This window comes from Chloracidobacterium thermophilum B (assembly GCF_000226295.1).
Lineage (GTDB): Bacteria > Acidobacteriota > Blastocatellia > Chloracidobacteriales > Chloracidobacteriaceae > Chloracidobacterium > Chloracidobacterium thermophilum.
Window position 1 is genome coordinate 606413 of the sequence record NC_016025.1, and the last position, 22186, is coordinate 628598.

20 protein-coding genes are annotated in these 22186 nt (G+C 58.2%); 7 read left to right on the forward strand and 13 right to left on the reverse strand.

The genetic code is table 11. The annotated features are described in order from the left end of the window. The 7 genes from CABTHER_RS13585 to CABTHER_RS13615 all read right to left on the reverse strand — a co-directional run bounded on the left by CABTHER_RS13585 (position 1) and on the right by CABTHER_RS13615 (position 6041). On the reverse strand, positions 1-1041 hold the full coding sequence (locus tag CABTHER_RS13585; RefSeq protein ID WP_014101241.1) for a DNA-methyltransferase: 1041 nt from the start codon (positions 1039-1041) through the stop codon (positions 1-3). Positions 1042-1749: 708 nt separating this feature from the next. Next, complete coding sequence (locus tag CABTHER_RS13590; RefSeq protein ID WP_014101242.1) at positions 1750-2262, reverse strand: DUF3387 domain-containing protein; 513 nt, start codon at positions 2260-2262, stop codon at positions 1750-1752. Between the two features lie 283 nt (positions 2263-2545). Further along, entirely contained in the window at positions 2546-3394 is an 849-nt protein-coding gene (locus tag CABTHER_RS17985; RefSeq protein ID WP_081464948.1) for a virulence RhuM family protein, read from the reverse strand. After that, the gene (locus tag CABTHER_RS13605) at positions 3372-4571 is read right to left on the reverse strand and encodes an RNA-guided endonuclease InsQ/TnpB family protein (protein WP_228374115.1); all 1200 of its coding nucleotides are present in this window, start codon (positions 4569-4571) and stop codon (positions 3372-3374) included. Before CABTHER_RS13605 ends, CABTHER_RS17985 begins: the two co-directional genes overlap by 23 nt. After that, entirely contained in the window at positions 4459-5052 is a 594-nt protein-coding gene (locus tag CABTHER_RS16800) for an IS607 family transposase (RefSeq protein WP_081464950.1), read from the reverse strand. Before CABTHER_RS16800 ends, CABTHER_RS13605 begins: the two co-directional genes overlap by 113 nt. 54 nt (positions 5053-5106) lie before the next feature. Beyond that, on the reverse strand, positions 5107-5469 hold the full coding sequence (locus CABTHER_RS17290; protein WP_228374093.1) for a restriction endonuclease subunit S domain-containing protein: 363 nt from the start codon (positions 5467-5469) through the stop codon (positions 5107-5109). 350 nt (positions 5470-5819) lie between these two features. Then, positions 5820-6041, reverse strand: coding sequence for a hypothetical protein (locus CABTHER_RS13615; protein WP_014101248.1), 222 nt, complete (start codon positions 6039-6041; stop codon positions 5820-5822). A 183-nt stretch (positions 6042-6224) separates the two neighbouring features. Between CABTHER_RS13615 and mobF the strand changes: the two genes are divergently transcribed. After that, complete coding sequence (gene mobF, locus CABTHER_RS16810; protein WP_081464951.1) at positions 6225-7553, forward strand: MobF family relaxase; 1329 nt, start codon at positions 6225-6227, stop codon at positions 7551-7553. Here the strand turns inward: mobF and CABTHER_RS17990 are convergent. The 5 genes from CABTHER_RS17990 to CABTHER_RS13635 all read right to left on the reverse strand — a co-directional run bounded on the left by CABTHER_RS17990 (position 7503) and on the right by CABTHER_RS13635 (position 12500). Beyond that, the gene (locus tag CABTHER_RS17990; protein ID WP_455423200.1) at positions 7503-7835 is read right to left on the reverse strand and encodes a nucleotidyltransferase family protein; all 333 of its coding nucleotides are present in this window, start codon (positions 7833-7835) and stop codon (positions 7503-7505) included. The genes mobF and CABTHER_RS17990 overlap by 51 nt on opposite strands. After that, on the reverse strand, positions 7832-7963 hold the full coding sequence (locus CABTHER_RS17110) for an ABC transporter ATP-binding protein/permease (protein ID WP_014101250.1): 132 nt from the start codon (positions 7961-7963) through the stop codon (positions 7832-7834). The genes CABTHER_RS17990 and CABTHER_RS17110 overlap by 4 nt, the downstream gene beginning before the upstream one ends. A 47-nt stretch (positions 7964-8010) precedes the next feature. Next, on the reverse strand, positions 8011-9045 hold the full coding sequence (locus CABTHER_RS13625) for a DNA-methyltransferase (protein ID WP_014101251.1): 1035 nt from the start codon (positions 9043-9045) through the stop codon (positions 8011-8013). Further along, complete coding sequence (locus tag CABTHER_RS13630) at positions 9042-10148, reverse strand: HEAT repeat domain-containing protein (RefSeq protein WP_228374094.1); 1107 nt, start codon at positions 10146-10148, stop codon at positions 9042-9044. Before CABTHER_RS13630 ends, CABTHER_RS13625 begins: the two co-directional genes overlap by 4 nt. A 459-nt stretch (positions 10149-10607) precedes the next feature. Then, the gene (locus CABTHER_RS13635) at positions 10608-12500 is read right to left on the reverse strand and encodes an ABC transporter ATP-binding protein (protein WP_014101254.1); all 1893 of its coding nucleotides are present in this window, start codon (positions 12498-12500) and stop codon (positions 10608-10610) included. A gap of 288 nt (positions 12501-12788) precedes the next feature. On the opposite strand from CABTHER_RS13635, the gene prfB reads away from it, so the two are divergent. Continuing rightward, a protein-coding gene (gene prfB, locus CABTHER_RS13640; protein WP_148264119.1) for a peptide chain release factor 2 occupies positions 12789-13923 on the forward strand; the annotation gives its coding sequence in 2 pieces (ribosomal slippage) (positions 12789-12854 and positions 12856-13923; 1134 coding nt in all). A 42-nt stretch (positions 13924-13965) separates the two neighbouring features. Beyond that, the gene (locus CABTHER_RS13645; protein WP_187288444.1) at positions 13966-16755 is read left to right on the forward strand and encodes a DNA translocase FtsK; all 2790 of its coding nucleotides are present in this window, start codon (positions 13966-13968) and stop codon (positions 16753-16755) included. Between the two features lie 95 nt (positions 16756-16850). Here the strand turns inward: CABTHER_RS13645 and gap are convergent, their stop codons facing one another. Continuing rightward, on the reverse strand, positions 16851-17864 hold the full coding sequence (gap, locus tag CABTHER_RS13650) for a type I glyceraldehyde-3-phosphate dehydrogenase (RefSeq protein WP_014101258.1): 1014 nt from the start codon (positions 17862-17864) through the stop codon (positions 16851-16853). A gap of 135 nt (positions 17865-17999) precedes the next feature. Between gap and CABTHER_RS13655 the strand changes: the two genes are divergently transcribed. The 4 genes from CABTHER_RS13655 to CABTHER_RS16230 all read left to right on the forward strand — a co-directional run bounded on the left by CABTHER_RS13655 (position 18000) and on the right by CABTHER_RS16230 (position 22181). Continuing rightward, a complete protein-coding gene (locus CABTHER_RS13655; RefSeq protein WP_014101259.1) occupies positions 18000-18467 on the forward strand; it encodes a hypothetical protein in 468 nt (155 codons plus the stop codon). 81 nt (positions 18468-18548) lie between these two features. Continuing rightward, a complete protein-coding gene (locus CABTHER_RS13660; RefSeq protein WP_014101260.1) occupies positions 18549-19385 on the forward strand; it encodes an oxidoreductase in 837 nt (278 codons plus the stop codon). A 22-nt stretch (positions 19386-19407) separates the two neighbouring features. Further along, positions 19408-19980 carry an elongation factor P gene (gene efp, locus CABTHER_RS13665; RefSeq protein ID WP_014101261.1) on the forward strand — a complete coding sequence of 191 codons (573 nt, stop codon included), beginning with the start codon at positions 19408-19410 and terminating at the stop codon, positions 19978-19980. A 185-nt stretch (positions 19981-20165) separates the two neighbouring features. Continuing rightward, entirely contained in the window at positions 20166-22181 is a 2016-nt protein-coding gene (locus CABTHER_RS16230) for an amidohydrolase family protein (protein WP_014101262.1), read from the forward strand. Positions 22182-22186 lie beyond the last annotated feature (5 nt).

The window sequence follows — 22186 nt, forward strand, 5'->3', positions numbered from 1 at the left end:
TCATTTCTCCATAGTAAGATTTTCTGTTGAAACTCTCTGGCGCGCCAAGGTTACATACTTTTCCAAGATTTCTATTCCAATGTATTGGCGATTTTCACGAATGGCTGCCACCGCCGTTGTTCCGCTTCCCATAAAGCAATCAAGCACGATATCGCCTGGGTCAGTAAGCAACCGAATCACTCTGGCAGGCAATTCCACAGGAAATTTAGCCTCGTGATCGTTATTCGCTCTCACAGAAGGGATGTACCACACTCCCCTGGAACCCCAATTCTTCCATTCATCAGCGGAAAGCCTTTTCCTATCAAACTTGGTAATACCTGGTTTCCAGAAAACATACAAATACTCAAATTCGTCTACAGACCGATAGGAAAGGCTTGTCCACCGTGAGTTCTCCCAAGCAGCATCTTTTACCCAGACGCGACGATCGTACGGGTAAAATCCAGCACTCAACGCCCATTCTTCTACAAGGCCCCCAACAATTTTGACTCGGGTTTGTGACTCGTATTTCCCGCCTCGTATATTGTTACCGTGAAGCCGGCGGTCTATCGTCTGTTCACTGCATCCAAGGAGCTTGGCTAACTGATAGCGATTGTAGTCAGGGTGATCGGCCATAGCTTTCAATACATCATCTCTTGTGATGGGCGATCGTTTCCTGTTTACGGCTTCGGCCTGAATACGAGGCATTGAAGGATCCCTGAAGACTAGAATATCAGCTATGTTAATAACCAAAAATCCTCCGGGTTTGATTACCGGAAAGTGAAGACTAATAACTGTTTTTAGCAGATCTTGCCAATTTTGAAACGACAGGTGTGCCTCATACTCTTTCCCAACAAAATAAGGCGGAGACCACACACTTAAAGCAATGCTGTTAGGTTCTATTTGAGGTAAAAGTTGTCTGGCATCTCCCAAGTAGATTTCGTTGGGATGCAAGTAATGAACGGCCTCATTCCCGTTGCCGTTGGAGTAGAGTTCGCGGAATTTCTCTTGCAAACCTTTGGGCAAGCGGTCTATCTTGAAATCAATCTCTTCTAGGCTACTCATGCTTACATCCGAATCGTTATAGAGAACCTATGTTCTAATTATGCCATTTCTCGGAGGAAATTGAAACTATCCTATCGGGAAAGCCGCTCAACTACTGTTTATATGGTTTCCACCTAACGCGCCTCTGCCACTTTCCGCCTGCATATCACGCGCTGGCGGGTGAGTAGTCAACTTCTTTGTTTCCATCATCTTTGCTCTTCAGATGGTTGTTGTGTAATCTGGTTGCCATCTAAAGTCCGCATACGTGACCTACACTTCGGCGGGTAGGCCCGACTGCCGTCAGGCACGCCTCTAGTTCACCAGGCGGCGATTGGACTTTGAACACCTTTGCCGTCGAGGTCAGGAATGCACCGCAGAACCCAGCACGGCACGAACTTACAAAACGGCTCCGCGACTGTCAGGAAAAAGTCTGGTGTAACTTGCAGGCTTGCCCCCTACGCGGAGTCGAGCTGTAACGTGGGGAAGAAGAAGGTTCTTCAAGCTGTCTCCTTCCGAGCTTGAGGAGACCGATAAGCTTTATCGTCCTAGCGATTCTGTGCAGTCAGATTGAGTCCAGGCGCTGAACAACAGGCAGTGCTTGACAACATGGATCACCGGCGTGATCTGGTTCTGTACTCTTTAACTCCGTGGAAGTATCCGGGGTGGCTAACGCTCCAGTTCAGCGGCGGCGAGACGCCGCCCGCTGCATGCCCTTGTACGAGGCCCCTCTCATGCCATCGCCCATTCTGCCGAAAGCACCTCCGCCTGCTCGAGCACCTTCTCTGTCGCTTTCTCCTGCTTGTCTGGGGGGTAGCTGTGTTTGCGAAGGATACGTTTGACCAGCACGCGCAACTGTGCGCGCACGGTCTCGCGCAGCGTCCAGTCGATCATCACGTTTGCGCGGACGGTACGAACCAGTTCCTGGGCAATTCGCCGCAGCGTCGGCTCGCCGAGCACCTTCACCGCGCTGTCGTTGGTCTCCAGGGCGTCGTAGAAGGCGAGTTCCTCTTCGGAAAGACCGAGCTGTTCCCTCCGCCGGTCCGCCTTTCGCATTTCCTTCGCCAGCGCGATCAGCTCCTCGATGACCTGCACCGCCTCCACCGCCCGGTTCTGGCGCCGGACGGCCCGCTCCAATAGCTCTGCGAACGAGCGCGCCTGCACCACGTTCTTCAGGCGGCCCCCCCTGATCTCGCCCTCGAGGAGTTTGCGGAGGAGCTCTACAGCCAGGTTCTTCTGCGGCATGTTTTCGAAGATGTCGTATATGGAGATGTAGTCGCCGAAGACAGCCCGAGTGTTCCGGTCGTCCAGTTCGAGGGGGGGTGCCCATGAACCCTATGAAGGATGCATTTGGCAGGGCGTCCCGCATGTGGCGCGCGAAGCCATGGCTGAAGTAGCACTGGCAATCACACGCTGCGGCCTTCGCCGTACGTAAGTGCAAATACAGTGTCGGTCAGCCAGCGCCGGAAGCTATCGTTATCGCTGAACTGTTTGAATAGCTCTGTATCGTCCTGGAGTATCCCAGTCATCACGCGAACGAGCGCCTTGTCGTGTTCGATGCGGGCGTTTTGTTTGTCAGAGAACTTCCGAGCGTTCTGGTAGGCGGCGTCGGCGGCAACGCGCGCCGGAATTTCCTCGGTAATGAGTTTGCGCACCCGATCGGCATCAGTCCACGGAATGTTGCCGAACTGATCGTTGAACGCCTTGATGATGTTGGAAAGCCGGTCGAGTTCTGGTTCAGGCTTGTGCCCACCGCCCGCAGTGGGTATCGGTTCGATCTCGGCAGCGGAATCCGGCCATGGTCGTAGTCGTCGAGAAGCTTGAGCGCCACGGCGTAGTCATGCACCACCCGCAACAGACCTGTTGCCTCCTCGCCGCTCAGTGCTCGCCGGTCCGCCAGCGTGGAGACCAACCGGATCGTCTGTTGCAGTTCCCTGAGGCGGCGCTCATTGACCGTGTAGCCCCGAAGGATGTGGTCGCGCAGCACCTGAGTAGCCCAGATACGGAACTGGGTGCCGCGCTTGGAGTTGACCCGGTAACCGACCGAGATGATGGCGTCCAGACTATAGAACGCGACAGGCTTGTCCGAACCGGGAATGTGCATTTTTTGCACATTGCTTTTTTCTTCAAGCTCTCCGCTTTGAAAGATGTTGCGCAAATGCTTTGTGATAACACTTCGTTCCGTATCGAAAAGGAGAGCCATTTGCTTCTGGCTGAGCCAAATAGTATCCCTTTCCAGGCGGACGTCCAGCTTGACCGAGCCGTCGGGCGCCTGATAAAGCACAATCTCACCGCCTTGGGCAGCCAGCGGTTCTCGGATCACCTGATGCTTCGATGTTGATTTACTGATACATTTACGCTGAACACTGCTGAACATTACTGCTCAACGGTGAAGCGATAGCATCCTGTCCATTTCTGAACAGAATGGCGGTATCCCGCAAAGCTCTGAGCATAACACCCAGAGCACCTTGCCAATCTCGTGGTAGCCTATGGTTGCACTTGGGGCATCTAAACACCTTTGCACCACCTGACTTAGTGTGGATGTGCCCGCACTTGGTACAGGTTTGGCTGGTGTACGCTTCCGATACTTCCACGACAACCACGTTTTTCTTTTTGGCTTGAAACTTCAGGAACTGCTTGAACCGATAGTGCGCCCAAGTGAGCATCGCCCTCGCCGTCTTGCTACCAAACTTCCTCCCTGCCTTGGCAACCATCCTGGCTGACTCGAAAGTGGGGAGAAATATCAATCGGTAGTTATCCGTTAGGAACGCCGCTACCTTGCGATGGCACTCGTCCACCAAGTCCCTGATTTTCTCTCGCAGACGAAACGCCGCTTGCCGCATTCGCCTACGCTTAAGTCTCGGTACTTTGCTCAGCCTGGATTGCAGATCGTCTAGGTGGTAGCACAGCCGAGCGATTCTACCAAAGTCCCCTTTGGCAATATCTACAAAACCTGTCCCATCAAACCCTGTAAAGAAACTTCTTACTCCAGGGTCAAGCGCAATCCCCCCCTTTGCTAACGAACACTGCTCGCTCACAGGCTCAGGAAAGATGGCATACCATCTGTCTTTCACCCGCATCAGCTCAGTTCCGCGTGTCCATTCTCCGGGTATCTCCTCGGACGCACGAAACGTCAAGCCTCGGGTGATTTTCGGATACCACGTCCCATTGCGAAAGTTGCCGGCGTTGAATTGCAGTGTATGCGACCTGTCCCGCACACTACGAAACCTCGCGTCTTTGCTCCGGCGAAACGCCAACCACGCCTCGACGACCGCGTTCTGCTTGATATGGCAGGGGGTGTCCTTCACCCACTGGGGCAGGTCGGAGCGCAGAATGATGTCCCGCAGCTTTCTGGCTGTTTTTGGGGCACCATACTGACGCTGATAGGCAATCCCTTGGTTGTAGCAGTACCGGCACGCCGCTTGCCACTGCTTCCAAACTTTAGCCAGCGCTGGTTCTGGATAAATCCGTATCTTTCTCGATTGCAGTCCGATACTTCCCAAGTCCGTAGAGCCGACTACTGAAGCAGTGCAGGATGGTGAGGATATCCTCAACCAGTTCCTGTTGGGGAGAAAGGTGATCGTCATCGAGAACCAAGACTTCGCACCCGTATTGATGGCAGTACCACTCAACGAACTCAAATCCAAACCGGCAGAGTCGATCCCGGCGAGCGACCACAATTGTTCCGACATCTCCTGCACGGACTCGTTCCAATAAGGCAAGGAACTTTGGTCTTTTGAAGTTGAGACCGCCGCCAACCTCTCCGACCACTTCGGCTCCAGGATAGAGGTTAACCAGTCTTGCAATTTGTCTCTCCAAGTCTGGTTTCTGTCCTCGACTGCTGACTCGGGCGTACAAAACGACTCGTTTGACTTTTCTTGGCGTTTTGATGTAGCTGTCGAGGTCATACCTTCTCGCCCTACCAGATGGTGTACGTGTTGCATTGATCCAACCTTTCTGTTCCCACCGCCTCAAAGTGTGGAGACACACCCCAAAATAATCCGCCGCTTCTCTCGGTTTTACATACCTAGTCATGCCAAGCAACTATGCTGAGCATATTATACATTATTTTCAGCATAGTTCAGCGTATCATTGACTAGAATCACGCTCTTCGCCATTCGCCTCTTCCTGCGAAGCTACGGTTGCGAGCTCTTCGGCAACAGGCTCTTCTTCCTCAGTTCCAGCCTCCTCCTCAGGCGGCTCATAGGGCAACTGTACCGCGACCTCGCGCACATCCACCTTGCCGGTGACAACATCGGCGATGAGCCGCTCGCGGGATTCGCGCAACAGTTCGATTTCCCGGCGTGCGACGGCGATGGCGGTATCGAGCTTGGCGGTCTCGGCGTCGAGGTATTCGACGATGGCGGTTTGTTCGGGGAGGGGGGGGAAGAGGCACACAGAATCGGCCAAGCATGCTGCGGCTGACACGGTCTCTAGTACTTCCGCGAACAAGCGAGCCTATCCACTCTAGGTAGACTGGTGATGACATCGCATACACCAGGAATGCCGCGATTGCACTTTCGTTCGGCTTCAGAATGCACACATCGACCGACGCGATCATGCGTACTCCGAGGTTGGGCGCCAAACACGCTCGCCCAACCGGATCACCGAGGCGGCAAATTAGAACGTCTCCCGGCATGATCTCAGTGCACCTGAATGCAACAAACGTCTCTTCGTCGATGAAGCGGAATCCCTTCTCCCTGTAGTGACCGATACCAATGTTTCCTGTCTGAATCAGTCGGATTCCTTCAGCTCTTATACAGGCAAGGACAAAGGACAAAGGTAATTGTACAGTGAACAATTCAATTCATCTTTCTGATCCCCTGTCCCCCTTTCTCCCCTCCAACCTCCCCCTCTCTCTTTCCTCCTTCCTTCTTCTTCCCCTTCAACCCCCTCTCTCTTCCCTTCTTCTTTCTTGTTCCCCTCCAACCCCTCTCTCTCTTCCCTTCTTCTTTCTTCTTCCCCTTCAACCCCTCTCTCTCTTCCCTTCTTCTTTCTTCTTCCCCTTCAACCCCTTCTTGCACGTTACCGCAAGTTCAAAAGACTGTCAGTTTTCATGTTATCGGTATTGATAATAAGGAGAGAGTACGATGACCTGAAGGAAACAGGACTTGTTGACGGTATGAAGACTATGCTAACAAACGCATGTTAACGGCAATGCGTATAGTTTACCCCGGGCAACCGTAACCACAAAAAGGAGCAGGAACATGATTGTCATGCAAAAGGTCAGAAGCGGAGATTATTACACCAGTAAGGATAAAGATGGATACGCTTCCATAGAACGGGAGGGGAAGAAGATAGAATTGCGCTTTGAATGGGTGGGCGAGACAAGAGTGAAGGATACCAGGGAAGAGGATGGGAAAGGAAGACGTGTGTGTTGGGCTTGGGGGGTGTTGATGAAAGGAAGAAGGCGACAGATATGGAGGGATGTGGAGGAGAACTTATGGCGTAAGAAACAAAGAAGATTCAGCCTGATGATGGGTGACTGCAGAATAGATGAGAAGGTTCGGGAGAGATTGGAGGAGATTATCACCGCAGGGGGAGTGGTGAAAAGGCAGAATGAGGAGTGTCCTGATGGGGAGGATATAGGGTTCTTTGTTGTAGAACAGGAAGGAGAGGGAAGAATCAACATCAGTACGCATGGAGGAGATGTGGAAGCAGTACTTGGGACACAGGGGTATGAAAAAATAAAAATCGTGATGGAGTTGTTCACCAGTTCCAATAAAAAGATGGAGGCAAGGGCAGAAAGAGAAAACACTCTTACATGGCGTGGAGATATAAGTTGGGTTGATGGTATCAGGGTGGTTGAAGATTCCAGGTATATTGATCGGAGAGGAACAGATAATGTGTGGTGGGGTGGTTTGGCCGAAAGGTTGAATATCAAAGGGGCCGTTGTGGGGAAAGATGATTTTAACCGTGTACTGGAAGGGTATGCTCCGGGGCTGGTGGAAGGAAAACGACTGGCAGTTATGAGGAACAGTGGTCACCCGCTGCGAAAGAAAGGGACAGATATTGTTTTTTCAGCCCCCAAGGCATACAGTTTGTTATGGGCAAGTGCAGATGAAAAAGTACGATATGAACTGGAACGGCTCAATCGGGAGAAGGTTTGTGAAACTCTGGAATGGTGGGTACATAAGGGCTTGGGATATATCAATCAGGAAAGGGAGGGGGATCTGCGATTGGAAAAGGATATATTGGTGGGGATGTTTGAACACAGCAGTTCACGGGGAAAGGACCCACATCTGCATACCCACTGTGTGCTCGCCAATCTCACAACCTGCGGGCGGCGACTGGTGGTCAATAACCGATATACACTGGCGGCAGGATATGTTTACTGGCGTGGTCTATGTGAAGGGTTGCAACAAATGGGATATGATGCCCGCCCGGATATGGTGCGCGGGATTTGGATCTATGGACTCTCGATCCAGTCGCCGTCTACAAAGGTCTTGTATCCCTTTCCCGCAAGGCTCTTGATTGTGCGTACCTCACAATGCTCCGGCACGTGGCCCAGCCACGGGACGCCGGAGTCCTTGTAGGCCGGGTACGGCTTGCCGGTGCGGACGTCGATCTTGCCGGTGACGGCCTGGTGGATGAGGGCCTGACGGTATTCTTCGAGCAGCTTGATCAGCTTCTGCTTGGCGCGGGTGTAGCGCCGAATCCTCCACGAGAAAATCAATATCGCTTCGTTCGTCAGCCTCACCCCGGATAACGGAGCCGAAAACCCGCACATACCGTGCGCCGTGCCTTGCCGCAATACGCAGTATTTCTTCCCGCTGGGCTTTCAACCGTTCTCCCGGTTTCATGGGCAGCTTCCTCATACGGGCGACCGGACGGCCGTGGCCGCGCTGGCGGAGCGTGGCGGCGGCGTGGACTCGCGGTACTGCAACTCGTACAACCGGCGGTAAATCCCATCCGCGCGCACCACGAGTTCCTGATGCGTCCCCATGTGACGAAATCTCCAAAGACACAACACGGTTCATCCCCATGGATTGACTATGGTTCGCCCGTGGCGGCCTGCTCAAATAACTTAGGCGCACCCGACAGGTCCACCGGGATAGACTTCTGACCTGCGGACAGCCGGGCAAAATAGTCCCTCACCTCCCGCTCAGAAAGATGGTTCAGGAACCGAAGCGCCGAACTGGCAACATACTGCGGATTGATTTCCATCGCCATCCACCTCCGTCCAAACTGCTCGGCCACACTTCCTGTGGTGTTTGATCCGGCAAAGATGTCCAGCACCAGATCATCTTCCGTCGTGAGGAACCGGATGAAGAATTCAGGCAAGGCAGGTGGGAAACGGGCTGGATGGGTTTCCGCACCTACAAGCTTCGAGAGACGCAGGTAAGAAGAGTTGCTCTCGGTATTGGGAATCTGGAGCAGATTCGAGGGGATGGCGCCACCATTGTCCACGGCAAACCCCTGGCTGATGTCGTGACCGGATGGCCGCTCCCTGGGCTGGTAAAACGCCTGCGGATTCTTCAACAGTGTTTTCATACGCCCGGAGTAGGGAACCAGAACCTGTCGGGCGTCCGCCTTCGGCCACTCGGATTTTGAGAACCACCACACGGTATTGACCGCGTCCTTCACGCGGAGTTTGCGCTTGTTCACCCACTCAATAGGCGAGGGCAGTTTGGACGGGTTGTACCAGAAGAATTCTTCTGCAAGAAAGAAACCAACCTCATCACACATCTTCAGGAGAATGCGGTACGGATACAACGAACGCACTGGAACGCCGCGCTGATAGGCCCCACCCAGGTCAAGTACAAAGCTGCCGGTTTCACGCAGCACCCGCCGCACTTCAGCACCATACCGACACAGCCACCCGACATATTCGGATTGTTCCTTGTTGCCATAAGCTTTCTGGCGCAGGAGGGCAAATGGCGGAGAAGTCACCACAAGGTCTATGCAGTCGTTTGGGAGAAGCCGAAGAAGGTCCATGGCGTCACCAAGATAGCAGGCACCCTGCCGTGTGGTATAAACCGGCGTCGGCAGTAGCCGGAAAGGTGTCGTGGCGGCAATTCCGGTCATGGCATGGCTCCCGGCGTCCAGTCGGCAGCAATCCAGCTTTCCAGGAAATTCCAGAGCACGGAGACTGCGTAGTGAACATCCGGCCGCCTGCTTTGCAAGGCGGCGACGTAGGGTGTGACGGCTTCCTTCGGAAGATGTGCCAGCGTCCAGGCGGGCCAAGTCGAGCTGGTTTGCTCTGCGAGTTCCGCAATCCTCCCTACTGGTACATTGGGAATCCGGCGCAATGCTTCGGCAACTCCCGCAGCGATGTCGGCAGAGGGATTCTCCAACCCTTTCACGAGCGGGTCCAATCCGATAGCTCCAAGGTCCTGCAGTGCGTGGAGTGCTTCCTGACGAATTTCAGGAGCCACATCTGCAAACGCCTGGACGAGAACCTCTGCGGCTTCTTTGGTTCCGTGACATCCGATGCCCCACGCGCAGGCACTCCGCAAAAAAAGCGGCTGTGCAGTGTCTTGAAGGACGGTGCGCAGAAGCTGAAAAGCTTCTGGCGTGCGTGTCTCAGCTAAGGTTACGACGGCCTCCAGACGCATTTGCTCGTCAGGACATTGAAACAAGATGTCGTGGAACTGAGTAGCGGCAGAGTCTCGGACCACTTCACAGAGGTACGCTTTCGCCTCCATGCGAACATAGGGGTCTTCCTCGCCGTCTTCTGCCAAAGCCCTGACAACGCCCTCAAGCTCGGTGGTTTTTGCCAGCCTGGCGAGTTTGCAACCGGTGAAACGAACGGTGCGCTCGCGTGAAGCAAGCAGCTTTGCCATGTCACATCTGCCCGCACAGCGGGATTCGTCAGATGTCAGGGGTTTGACCTGACCGGCAAGTACCTGGTGACGCTGAAAGCAGTCTCCGGCCGCCAGGAATGGGCGTACGTCTTCGGCAAGCCTGAAATGCCGGCGCCTGCCTGGGTTGTCGTCCAACAGATATTCAAGGTGTTCCTTATTTACCTTAACGACGTGGCCGCTGCCGGATGCGAAGCGGGCTTTCCACTTCACCTGAACCTCTGCCCCTTCGCTAATTCCCTTCGGCTTGAGCTGTTCCGGTGTGACCTGCTTGAAAGACTGTACTGTGAACAGGTTTATCCAGTCTTCGACCTGCCAGGCCGTCAAGTGACGTTCTCTCCAGAGGGAACGCTGTTTATGCAGACGGCCTGCGCTCCAAACGCTTTCGTCCGCTGACAGAATGGGAAAGGCAACCCAGTCCGAGTCAAGCATCCCATAGTGCCAGGCCCGCTCCGCCTCACCAGGTGAGTGCGACCTACTCAACTCTGTCTTTGTCTTTGCTCGCGATTCGATACGAACGCCACATCGTGTGCAACACAGGTCCGGGATGCGGACCCGTTTCCGCTTCACACTGCGCCAAATCCGGGTTGAGAGCGCTCCCCGCTCCAGTTCAACAACGTTATGTCCAAGGGAATTCAAATGTTGTTGCACTGCACGGGCACCAACAACACCGGCGGCAAGCATCCGAAAAAAGCTGGAATCCGTCTTGAATACCTGACGCCGTGACACTGGCTCTTCGCGCTGGGTTCAAACAGAGTATCCTGCCGGGTTTCATGGACAGGCTCCTCATACAGGCGACCGGACGACCGTGGCCGCGCTGGCGGCGCGTGGCGGCGGCGTGGCCTCGCGGTACTGCAACTCGTACAACCGGCGGTAAATCCCATCCGCGCGCGCCACGAGTTCCTGATGCGTCCCCATTTCACGAATCTCACCCCGGTGCAGCACAATGATGTTATCCGCCCGGCGCACCGTGGAAAGCCGATGGGCAATGACCACACAGGTGCGCCCCACCAGCAGACGCTCAATGGCTGACTGGATGAGCGCCTCGGTTTCACTGTCAATGCTCGCCGTGGCTTCGTCGAGAATCAGAATCCGGGGATCGAACGCCAGCGCCCGCGCCAGCGCCAGAAGCTGCTTCTGCCCCACCGACAGCGTTGCGCCCCGTTCTTTGACTTCCGCCTGATACCCACCCGGCAGACGCCGGATGAACGCATCCGCCTGCACCTCCTGCGCCGCCGCAATCAACCGGTCTTCGGAAATATCCTTCGCGCCCAGCCGGAGGTTGTCCGCAATCGTGCCGGCAAACAGCGTCGGGTCCTGCAATACCACTCCAAAGTAACGGCGGAGTTCTGTCAGGTCGAACTCCCGTACGTCCACGCCGTCAACCAGAATCTGCCCACGTTGCACATCGTAAAAACGCATCAGCAGACTCGTGATGGAGGTCTTTCCGGCACCCGTCGCCCCAACGAGCGCCACGGTCTGTCCCGGTGCAACCCGAAACGACACGTCCCGCAACACCCAGTTTTCCCCCTTGTAGGCAAACCACACATTCCGAAACTCGATTTCGCCACGCATAACGGCCGGCCGTTTGGGCGCCGACGGAGAAGTTATCACCAGCGGCTCATCGAGCACCTTGAACACCCGCTCCGCCGCAGCCATCGCCGCCTGAAGGATGTTGTACTTCTCGCTGATGTCCTGAATCGGCTCGTAAAAACGCTGCATCGCCTGAATGAAAAAAAAAAGCGCGCCCAGCGAAAGCGTCCCGGTCAGAACCTGCCCGCCGCCGTACCAGATGACAAGCGCCACGCCCAGATTGCTGACAAAACCAATCGCCGGATAAAACACCGCGTAGTAAAAAATCGTCTCGATGTTGATCCGCCGGTGGGCATCGTTGATGGCTTCAAACGCCTGCTCTTCGCGGGCTTCACGGTTGAACAACTGTACCGTTGCCATGCCCGAAAGATGTTCCTGCAGAAAGGCGTTGATGCGGGCCAGACGGATGCGCACTTCACGGTAGGTACGACTGGCGTGGTGACGAAACCAGGCCGTGATCGCCGTCAGCAGCGGCACAACGACCAGACTCACCAGAGCCAGCTTCCAGTTGACCAGAAAGAGAAAGGTCAGCAGCCCGACCAGCACCACAACATCGCTCAACAGGGTGACGAAACCCGAAGTGAACAGCTCGTTGAGGGCGTCCACATCCGAGGTCAGGCGGGTCGTCATGCGCCCAATCGGCGTGCGGTCGTAGTAACTCAGCGGCAGCCGCTGAAATTTGGCAAACAGCTCCCGGCGCAGGTCATACATCACAAACTGCCCCGTGCCGTTCAACAGCAACGTCTGCCAGTAGGTCAGCCCAAAAACGACGAGCATCAGGCCCAGATACAGGCTGCCGATGACGGCCACGCCGTCCATCGGTGCCGGACGCCCGCCCAACGCCTCGAACCCCGCCGCCAACAGGCGGGAAAACAACCCCAGCCGCTCCGGGGCCGGCGGCAGCAAAAACAGGTCAATCGCCGCCATGGTCAGGTTGAGCGCCAGCAACTCGAAACCGGCCGTGAGCGCAATGAGCGGAATGGCCAGCGCCACCCGCCCCCGGTAGGGCTTCAAATAGGTCAGAAGCCGCCGTGCCAGGCGGTGATCGTAGGCTTTTCCAAGAACCTCGTCGTCGGGCTGACTCATCAAACAGACAAACTTTGCACAAGGACTGGGAAAGATTAGGGCCGGCGTTTCCTACCCTTTCGCTGGAACCAGACGCGGCGCTGCGCTAAGGTAGCGAATCAACATTCCTCTGAACAGGCAAATCGCCAGCCCCGGCGTTCCGGGTGATACATGGTTCCACGAAACGTTGAAAAGTTCGGTTTTCCGTGTATTTTCACGGTTTTTTCCAAGCCCTGTGCGGTTTTCAGCAGCAGCGGTTTGGTTTAGCCTCGATTTACACGGACGCCACAGAAAGGTTACGCAACACCTATGCCCGACACCCTGGAACTTCGTCACACCTACGACGCGCTGCTTGAACGCATCACCCACCTGCGGAGGTTTCTTTGACCCGGAAAGCAAGCGTCCACGGTTGGAAACGCTAGAAGCGCGCATCGCCCAGCCGGACTTCTGGAACGACCAGGAGCAGGCCCAGAAAATCCTCAAGGAACGTCGCCGACTGGCCCAGGCCATCGAAACCGCAGCCTTTTACGACCGGGAAACGGCCGACCTGGAGGTGCTCTTTGAGTTTGCCGAAGCCGACCCGGCCTCGCTGACAGAACTGGAACAACGCCTGCGGGTGCTCCAGCAGAAAGTTGAAGCGGACGAAACCCAGATGCTGCTGTCGGGGCCGAATGACGCCAACAACGCCATCGTCCGCATTCAGTCGGGCGCAGGCGGCACCGATGCCCAGGACTGGGCCGAAATGCTGCTGCGCATGTACCTGCGGTGGTGCGAACGCCGTGGCTTCAAAACCAGCCTGCTCGATGTCCAGCCGGGCAAGGAAGCCGGCATCACTTCGGCGGAGTTTACAGTGGAAGGCGACTATGCCTACGGCCTGCTTTCGTGTGAAAGCGGCGTGCACCGGCTGGTGCGGATTTCACCCTTTTCTTCCTCCGGGACGCGCGAAACGAGCTTTGCTTCCATTTTCGTCACCCCGGAGGTCGAGGACGACATCGAGATTGAAATCAACGAAAAAGACCTGCGGATCGACACCTACCGTTCCTCCGGGGCCGGCGGCCAGCACGTCAACGTCACCGATTCCGCCATCCGCATCACCCACCTGCCGACCGGCATCGTCGTGTCGTGCCAGAACCAGCGGTCACAGCATCAGAACCGTGAAGTGGCCATGAAAGTGCTCAAATCACGGCTCTATGAACTCGAACTCGAACGCCGGCGGGCCGAGAGCGCCAAGCTGGAGGCCGCCAAGCGGGACATTTCCTTTGGTTCCCAAATCCGCAATTACGTGCTACACCCCTACCGCCTGGTCAAAGACACCCGCACCAAGCTGGAGCGCAGCGATGTGGAGAGTGTACTCGACGGCGATCTGGATGATTTCATCAAGGAATACCTCGTGGCCAGGAGCCGCCAACCCGATGGCATCCTCGTGGCTGGCGATGACGAATGAGCCTCAATCGTGGTTGGGGTCCCCTTTGGCGGTCGTATGACGATGATGAGTGCAACGACGACGGACAGCTTTTCACCTCCTGTAGCGCACAAAGGGCCGACCGGTTTCTTCTCCTCACGCTTTGGAGAAGCCCTTGGCATCGTCCTTGGACTGTGCGCCCTGACCCTGGCCATTGCCCTGCTGTCCTTTCATCCCGATGACGTGTCCTGGAGCGTCAGCGCCCGGACTGACCAGCGGCACAATGCCGTCGGCGTTGTTGGCGCCAATCTTGCCGACGTGCTCTTTCAGGGGTTGGGGCTGTTAGCCTACGGCTTGCCTGTGCTGCTCGGCTGGCATGCCGTGCAGGTCTTTCGGGGGAAAGCCCTGCTGGTGTCTGCCGAACAGGCAACCGGAATCTGCGGTGTTCTGCTGTCGCTGGCCGGCTTTTTGTCCCTGTTTCAGGAACTGCCGCTGTTTTACGACCGCATCCGTCTGGGGGGCTTCATTGGTTTTGCGATTGAAAAGTGGCTGGAATCCGCACTCAACCCGGTGGGCACGGGCCTGCTTCTGAGTGGGACAGCAGTGCTGTCGCTGATGCTGGCGACGACCTTCTCACCCCGCCGCTGGTTGCTACGGTGGTGGCAGGAACTCCCGTTGCGCCGGGTCAAGCCTGCCCCGGAGACAAACGACCACCCGGCAACCGCCATGACCAACGGCGTTCATCCGCTGTCTTCCACACGCCAACGCGCCAAGCCCAATGCCGCCACCCCTTCCCCGGAAACGACAGAGGACAAGGGCCGCGATGAGCAGCGGATTGCCGAAGCCCTCTATGGCGATGAAGCGCCCGGTATCGTCTCTCCGGTCAAACGGACGCCACACGGGACACCGGCGGTTGATCTGGAAACCCCGGCGACGCCTCCGGCAACGGCTGCGCCAGCGGATGCCCCACCCAGTGAGCCACCCAACCACCCCCTGCCGGACGCGCCTCCAGCCGCTCCGCCCGTCCCGGCGGCAGTGTCGTCTCAACCTCAGCCGGAACCATCACGCAGCACCGTTTCGGAAGTCCGGCGGCTGGCCCGCGAAGCCATCGAACGGCGCAACAGCGGCAACAACCCCCTTGTCCGCGATAAAGACCGTGACAGAAACGGCAGTCCGGCCGAAGTTTCTGCCGCCCGCCGCCGGCTGGCCGCAGCCGAACAACAGCTTACGGCCAACGCTGAGCAGGAAGTGGCCAAAATGGTACAGGCGGTGCACATCGTCCGCCGCCAACCGACGCCGCCAACATCAGCACCGGCCGTACCGGCTGGCGTCCCGGCTGCCGGCCAACGCCCGGTGTCCATGGGTGCGGCCGCAGCCGCTCCAGCCAGGTCCAGTGCAGAGCCGGCCTATGCCCTGCCGACCGTGGAGATGCTGACCCCGGCGCCGCCCCAAACCAGCCAGTCGGATGAAGAACTCCGCGCACGGGCCCGCCTGCTGGCGGAAAAGTGCCGTGAATTCAATGTCATCGGTGAAATTCTCGAAATCGAACCGGGTCCCGTGGTCACGACCTTCGGTTTCAAACCCGACCCCGGCGTGAAGTACAGCCGGGTGGCCGGACTGGTGGATGACCTCTGTCTGGGGCTTCAGGCGGAGTCGGTACGCATTGATCGCATCCCCGGCAAGGCCACCATCGGGATTGAAGTCCCCAACGCGCGCCGCGACACCATTTACCTGCGCGAAATCATCGAATCGGATGTGTTCCGCGACAACTCCGGACGCCTGCCCATCGCGCTCGGCAAAACCATCAACGGTGAGCCATACGCGACCGATCTGGCCAGAATGCCGCACCTGCTCATTGCCGGTTCAACGGGTTCGGGCAAGTCCGTCATGATCAACTCGCTCATCTGCTCAATCCTGTTCAAATCCACGGCCAATGATGTACGGCTCATCATGGTGGACCCGAAGCGCGTCGAACTGGAGCTGTACGCCGGGATTCCACACCTGCTGACACCCATCATCACCGACCCGAAGCGGGCCGCCAATGCACTCAACTGGGCCGTGGGCGAAATGGAGAACCGCTACAAACTGCTGGCGAGCGTCGGCGTACGGAACATCGAAGGCTTCAACCGCGCCGTGACGGAAGCCCCCGATCCGACGCGCTTTCCCGACGGGCCGCCGCCGCGCCTGCCCTACATCGTCATCATCATTGACGAGCTGGCCGACCTGATGATGGTGGCCTCGAACGAAGTCGAAACTGCCATTGCGCGGCTGGCACAGATGGCACGCGCCGTGGGCATTCACCTCGTCATTGCCACGCAGCGGCCTTCCGTGGATGTCATCACCGGCCTCATCAAGGCCAACTTTCCGGCGCGGATTTCCTTCCGGGTTTCTTCCAAGGTGGACTCCCGCACGATTCTCGACACCAACGGGGCCGAACAGTTGCTCGGTCAGGGCGACATGCTCTTCTCGCCCGGCTCCTCACGGCTCATCCGCATTCACGGAGCGTATGTCAGCGAAACCGAAATCAACCGCATCACGGACTTTCTCAAGCAGCAGGGCGCGCCGCAGTACGATGAAAGCGTGCAGATGTCGGAAGAGGAAGTTGAAGCAGCCGAAGCCGGCGTGGGCGAGCGCGATGCCCTCTATGACGAAGCTGTGCGCATTGTCGTCCAGATGGGGAAAGCCTCCACGTCGGTGCTTCAGCGCCGGTTGCGAATTGGCTACGGCCGGGCTGCCGCCATTCTCGACATGATGGAACGGGAAGGCTTCATCGGCCCGATTGACGGCAGCCGCCCCCGCGTCGTCAAACAGGCGGCTTACGACTATGTGGAAATGCTCGATGGGCACGCGCTGATGCCCGAAGACGACGAGTGACCGGCCCGGAAGTCACCCAAATGTCGTTGGGGAAACGGCTGGCTTTTCCGTTTCCCCAACTTGGCGCAGACGGCAGTGCCGACCGTGCCTAAGCCCTAGAGACCCTTTTCGGCCATGAACTTGATGAGGTCGCGCACGCGGCAGCTATAGCCCCACTCGTTGTCGTACCACGACAGCACCTTGACCAGATGACCGCCGATGACGCGGGTGAAAGAGCCGTCCACGATGGATGAACGGTCATCGCCCCGGTAATCAATCGAAACCAACGGTTCTTCGGAGTAACCCAGAATCCCCTTGAGTGAACCTTCGGCGGCTTCACGCAACGCGGCATTGACGCCGGCCTTGTCGGTTGCCTTGGCGACTTCAAACGTCACATCCACGAGCGAGACATTTGGCGTCGGAACGCGCACGGCAATGCCATCGAATTTGCCCTTGAGTTCCGGCATGACGAGTTCGACGGCCTGGGCTGCGCCCGTCTTGGTGGGAATCATCGAAAGCGCCGCGGCCCGCGCCCGGCGCAGGTCGTCGTGCGGCAGGTCGAGAATCCGCTGGTCGTTCGTGTAACTATGCACGGTCGTCATGATGGCTTTTTCGATACCAAATGCCGTATGGATGACTTTGGCAACTGGAGCCAGGCAGTTCGTCGTGCAGGACGCATTCGAGACGACGTGGTGCTGCGCCGGATCGTAAGCCGACTCGTTGACCCCCAGCACGATGGTCAGGTCTTCGTTTTTAGCCGGGGCCGAAATGATGACCTTCTTGACGCTGTCGCGCAGGTGGCCCACGGCTTTGTCCTTGTTGGTGAACAGACCCGTGGACTCGACGACGATTTGCGCCCCGGTCGAAGCCCAGTCAATCTCGCCCGGACTGCGCACCTTGAACACCCGGATGGGATGCCCATCCACGGCAATGGTGTTCTCATCGGGCGCCGTCACGGTGTGGTTGGTCAGGTTGCCCAGAATGGAATCGTACTTGAGCAGGTGTGCCAGGGTTTTGGCGTCGGTCAGGTCGTTGACCGCCACGAACTCGATGTCTGTGTGCCCCAGCGCCGTCCGCAGAATGTTGCGCCCAATGCGCCCGAACCCGTTGATGCCGACTTTGACTGCCATAATGCCTCCGTGTGGGATGTAAGGGGTTGAAGCGTCAGGAAAGGAACTCATGCTCCGTGCCGAAACTAACACATCCGGCCGCCAAATGCGGCCTTGCGGGGAGATTCCCATCCGTAGCCTGCCGGAGGTCTGCTGATGTCCGGTAGTCTGGCTTGGTGGGTGCTGAGCCTCAACACGGCAACAGCGCTCTACATGACGGGCGTGATCTGGCTCATACAGCAGGTTCACTATCCGCTGTTTCGCCACGTCGGGATGGACGCCTTCACCGACTATCATCACCGGCACGTGGCGGCCATTTTCCCGGTCGTTGCCCTGCCCATGCTCATCGAAGGACTGTCCGCGGCGTGGCTTGCCTTCCAGCCGCCGCCCGGCATTGCACGCGGGCTGCTCTGGGGCGGGCTGGCCTGCGTCGGGCTGGCGTTTGGCGTCACCGCTCTGGTTTCCATACCGTGCCATGACCGGCTGGCTGCGGGCTTCGATGCAACGACGCTCCAGACGCTGGTGGCCACGAACTGGTGGCGTACCCTGGCCTGGACGCTCCATGGCATCCTGAGTCTGGCGGCGCTGGTGCAATTCGGTTGCCAAAAACCGCCGGCCGACTGACGATGCGCGCCATACATCGGGGACGCCCGGACGGACGCTCCCTTACTCCCGTGCCCCTACTCCCGTGGATGAGGAAAAGCGATGCCTTCACCGCAAACGTGGTTCATTACCGGCGTTTCGACCGGTTTCGGTCTGGAACTTGCCAAACTTGCCCTTGAACAGGGCCACACCGTGGCCGGAACGGCGCGGCGACCTGCTGACCTGGCCGCCTTTGAAGCACTCGCGCCCGGTCGCGCCCATGCGTTCCATCTCGATTTGACAGAAGCCGGCACCGTGCCGGGGGTCGTTGCCCAGGTCATCGAACGGCTCGGACAGGTGGATGTTGTCGTCAACAATGCCGGCTACGGAACGGCTGGCGCCATCGAGGAAGTCACCGACGAGCAGATTCGCCGCCAGATGGAGGTCAACTTTTTCGGCGCGTTGGCCGTGATGCGGGCCTTTCTGCCCTACCTGCGCCGCCAGCGAAAGGGCTGGATTCTGAACCTGTCTTCGATTGCCGGTGTGCTGGCCAATCCCGGACTGGGGCTGTACTGCGCCAGCAAATTTGCCCTTGAAGCCGTCTCGGAGGCGCTGGCGAAGGAAGTTGCGCCGCTGGGCATCAAGGTGGTCATCATCGAGCCGGGTCCCTTTCGGACGGACTTTGCCGGGCGCTCGCTGGTTGTTGCGCCGGCCATCCCGGACTACGCCGCCACGGCCGGTGCCATGCGCCGTTACTTTGAGCAGGCGAATGGCAGGCAGGCAGGCGATCCGGTCAAAGCCGCGCGCGCCATGCTGGAACTGGTCAATATGGAGAACCCACCTCTGCGGCTGGCAATGGGCAACCGCGCCGTGGACCTCATTCGGAACAAGCTCGAAAGCCAACTGGCCGAACTGGCGCAGCATGAAAGCTGGGCCCGTTCCCTTGATTACGACGCCTGATGGATGCACGGGAGGAGTTGCCATGCTTTCAACATCCGACTTCAAACGCGGGGCCTACATCCTCGTGGATGGTGAACCCTACACCGTCCTGGACTGGACGGTTCAGACGCCCTCGGCGCGGGGCGCGGCAACGCTTGTCCGCACGCGCGTGCGCCACGTTCTGACCCAGGCCGTCCTGGAAAAAACCTTCAAATCGGGTGACAAATTCGATGAACCCGACATTGACCAGCGGGAAGTGCAGTTTTTGTACGAATCCGGCGGCGAGTATGTCTTTCTCGACCAGGAAACCTATGAGCAGTACACCCTGCCGGCCCCGGCGATGGAGCGGCTGACGCCCTATCTGACCGAAAACGCGCAGCTCAAAGCGCTGTTTTACGAAGGGAACCTGGTCAGTGTGGAGCTGCCGCAGTTTATGGAGTTTGAGGTTGTGGAAACCGAACCCGGCGCGCGCGGCGACACGGCCGCCGGCAAGGTGACGAAACCGGCGCGCATCAGCACCGGCGCGAGCGTCAAAGTGCCGCTGTATATCGAAGTCGGAGAACGTATCGTCGTGGATACCACGACCGGCGAGTTTGCCCGCCGTGCCAAATCCTGAACGTTTTGCCCAAACGCTACCTGCCACAGGCCGCAGTTGGCTGACATTCACCGGAAAGCGCGCCGTTGTAAAAAAATGTTTTCGGTCTGGTCAGGGAGAATTGATTGCGCCATATTGGGTGTTTTCCACTCCCTGTCCAAACCGAAGACGGGGCTGACTTCCGTTTTTTCTCCTGTCCACAGTCAATGCTCAAATCTACGCTCTCTGTTCTGTTTTGTCTGGCGTTGGGCAGCGCCCTGCTGACACCGGCCGCCGCTCAGTCCGAGCGGCCCGGTGAGGTTACACCGGCGCGCAGCTATGCCATCGTCAACGCCCGTCTTGTTCCAGTTGCCGGTCCGCCCATTGAACGGGGCACGATTGTCATTCGCAATGGCCTCATTGTCGCCGTTGGCGCGGATGTCAAACCGCCGGCCGATGCGCGCCAACTGGATGGCACGGGCCTGACGGTCTATCCCGGTCTCATGGAAGCCGTTGGGCACCTTGGTTTTGCACCAGCGCCGCCGGCCACGCCGCCACCAGCGGGACCTGTCCGGGCCGCACCGGGGACGACGCCTCCAGCCGTACCGGTTGGCGGGCTGGCCAACTCGACCCGTCCGACCGGCTTTCAACCGGAGTTGCTGGCCGCCGAACTCGTCCGCCCGAACGGGGACGGACTGGAAGCCGCCCGGCAGGCCGGCTTCACCACGGCGCTGACCATTCCGCGCGACGGCATCGTTCTGGGGCGGTCGGCTGTCATTGCCCTGGCGGCCGATTCGCCCCGTGAAATGGTCATCCGCACGCCTGTGGCGCTGCATATTGCCTTTCGGGTGGTTTCCGGCAGCGGTTATCCCAACTCCCTTATGGGCGTTTTTTCCATGGTGCGGCAGGCATTTCTCGATGCCCAGCAGTACCAGGCGCACTGGGCGGCCTACCGCGCCAACCCACGGGGCATGAAGCGGCCGGCGGATGACCCGTCGCTCGAAGCCCTGCTTCCGGCGCTCAACCGCGAACTGCCCGTGGTCTTCCACGCCGACACCGAACGTGAAATCATCCGGGCACTCGACTTTGCCCGCGAATTCAACCTGCGCCCCATCATTGCCGGTGGGCGTGAAGCCGAAAAGGTGGCCGACCGCCTGAAGGCGGCCCAGGCGGCTGTGCTGCTGTCGCTGAATTTCCCCAAGCGCACCACGGCCTTTGCGCCCGAAGCTGATCCGGAACCGCTTTCCCTGCTCCGGGCGCGCATAGCAGCGCTCAAAACGGCGGCAGCACTGCACAGCGCCGGCATTCCCTTTGCTTTCCAGACCGGCGGGCTGTCCCCGGCAGAAGCCCTGTCAAACGTCAAAAAGGCCATTGAGAATGGCCTGCCGGCTGAGGCGGCGATTCGCGCGCTGACGCTTCGGCCGGCAGAAATGTTCGGTCTGGCCGACCGCCTTGGAAGCCTCGAAGCTGGTAAGGTCGCCAACCTGGTGGCCGTGCGGGGAGACCTTTTTGATGCCAGGCGCAAAGTGGCCTTCGTCTTCATTGACGGGGCCATGGTCAACCTGCGCGGCTCCAACGTCACGCCAGGCGAGATCGCCGGCACGTGGGAGACAAAAGACCTGAAGCTCACCTTCAGCCGTGAGAACAACGAACTCAAGGGCAAGGTGCGCATAGGCGACACCGACATCGAGGTACGTGAACTGCGTCTCGGTCTGGATGAAGACGCTTCTCTTTCCACAGTACGATTCGTTGCTGACCTGCCACGGGATGGCGCAACCAGGGCGGCGATCTTTACCGGCAAGTACACGAGTGACGAACTGCGCGGAACCTTCACCGTGGACGGGAAAGCCGAACCCGAACGCCTGTTCAAACGGGGCACGGCTCCGCCGGCGACGCCGGGCGCGGCAGCAACCGGCACAGCCAATGGGTCGGGAGCGGTCTTTGACTTTACCGGTACCTGGAACCTCACCATCTCCTTCGGACCGCAGAGCCTTCCGGCAACGATGACGCTCCGGCAGGAAGGCACGAATGTGTCAGGGACGTTGAGCCTGGGGCCGGTCGGCACCGTGGAGTTGAGCAACGGACGTGTCACCGGCAACCGCATGGAAGCCACGGCCCGCGTGGATTTCGGCGGCCGCAGCGTTGAACTCCAGCTCAGCGGCACCGGCAACGGCAACAGCCTCGAAGGGACGGTGACTTCTCCGCAAGGTACAGCGGCTTTCAGCGGCACACGCCCCCAGTAATGACG

Coding starts and splice junctions, on each gene's coding strand:
- mobF (WP_081464951.1), top strand. CDS start 6,225: ATGATTGTCATGCAAAAGGTCAGAAGCGGAGATTATTACACCAGTAAG.
- CABTHER_RS17985 (WP_081464948.1), bottom strand. CDS start 3,394: ATGTTCAGCAGTGTTCAGCGTAAATGTATCAGTAAATCAACATCGAAG.
- CABTHER_RS16230 (WP_014101262.1), top strand. CDS start 20,166: ATGCTCAAATCTACGCTCTCTGTTCTGTTTTGTCTGGCGTTGGGCAGC.
- efp (WP_014101261.1), top strand. CDS start 19,408: ATGCTTTCAACATCCGACTTCAAACGCGGGGCCTACATCCTCGTGGAT.
- CABTHER_RS13625 (WP_014101251.1), bottom strand. CDS start 9,045: ATGACCGGAATTGCCGCCACGACACCTTTCCGGCTACTGCCGACGCCG.
- CABTHER_RS17990 (WP_455423200.1), bottom strand. CDS start 7,835: ATGAGGAAGCTGCCCATGAAACCGGGAGAACGGTTGAAAGCCCAGCGG.
- CABTHER_RS13585 (WP_014101241.1), bottom strand. CDS start 1,041: ATGAGTAGCCTAGAAGAGATTGATTTCAAGATAGACCGCTTGCCCAAA.
- CABTHER_RS13635 (WP_014101254.1), bottom strand. CDS start 12,500: ATGAGTCAGCCCGACGACGAGGTTCTTGGAAAAGCCTACGATCACCGC.
- CABTHER_RS13660 (WP_014101260.1), top strand. CDS start 18,549: ATGCCTTCACCGCAAACGTGGTTCATTACCGGCGTTTCGACCGGTTTC.
- CABTHER_RS16800 (WP_081464950.1), bottom strand. CDS start 5,052: ATGACTAGGTATGTAAAACCGAGAGAAGCGGCGGATTATTTTGGGGTG.
- gap (WP_014101258.1), bottom strand. CDS start 17,864: ATGGCAGTCAAAGTCGGCATCAACGGGTTCGGGCGCATTGGGCGCAAC.
- CABTHER_RS13655 (WP_014101259.1), top strand. CDS start 18,000: ATGTCCGGTAGTCTGGCTTGGTGGGTGCTGAGCCTCAACACGGCAACA.
- CABTHER_RS13590 (WP_014101242.1), bottom strand. CDS start 2,262: ATGCCGCAGAAGAACCTGGCTGTAGAGCTCCTCCGCAAACTCCTCGAG.
- CABTHER_RS13645 (WP_187288444.1), top strand. CDS start 13,966: ATGATGAGTGCAACGACGACGGACAGCTTTTCACCTCCTGTAGCGCAC.
- CABTHER_RS17110 (WP_014101250.1), bottom strand. CDS start 7,963: ATGGGGACGCATCAGGAACTCGTGGTGCGCGCGGATGGGATTTACCGC.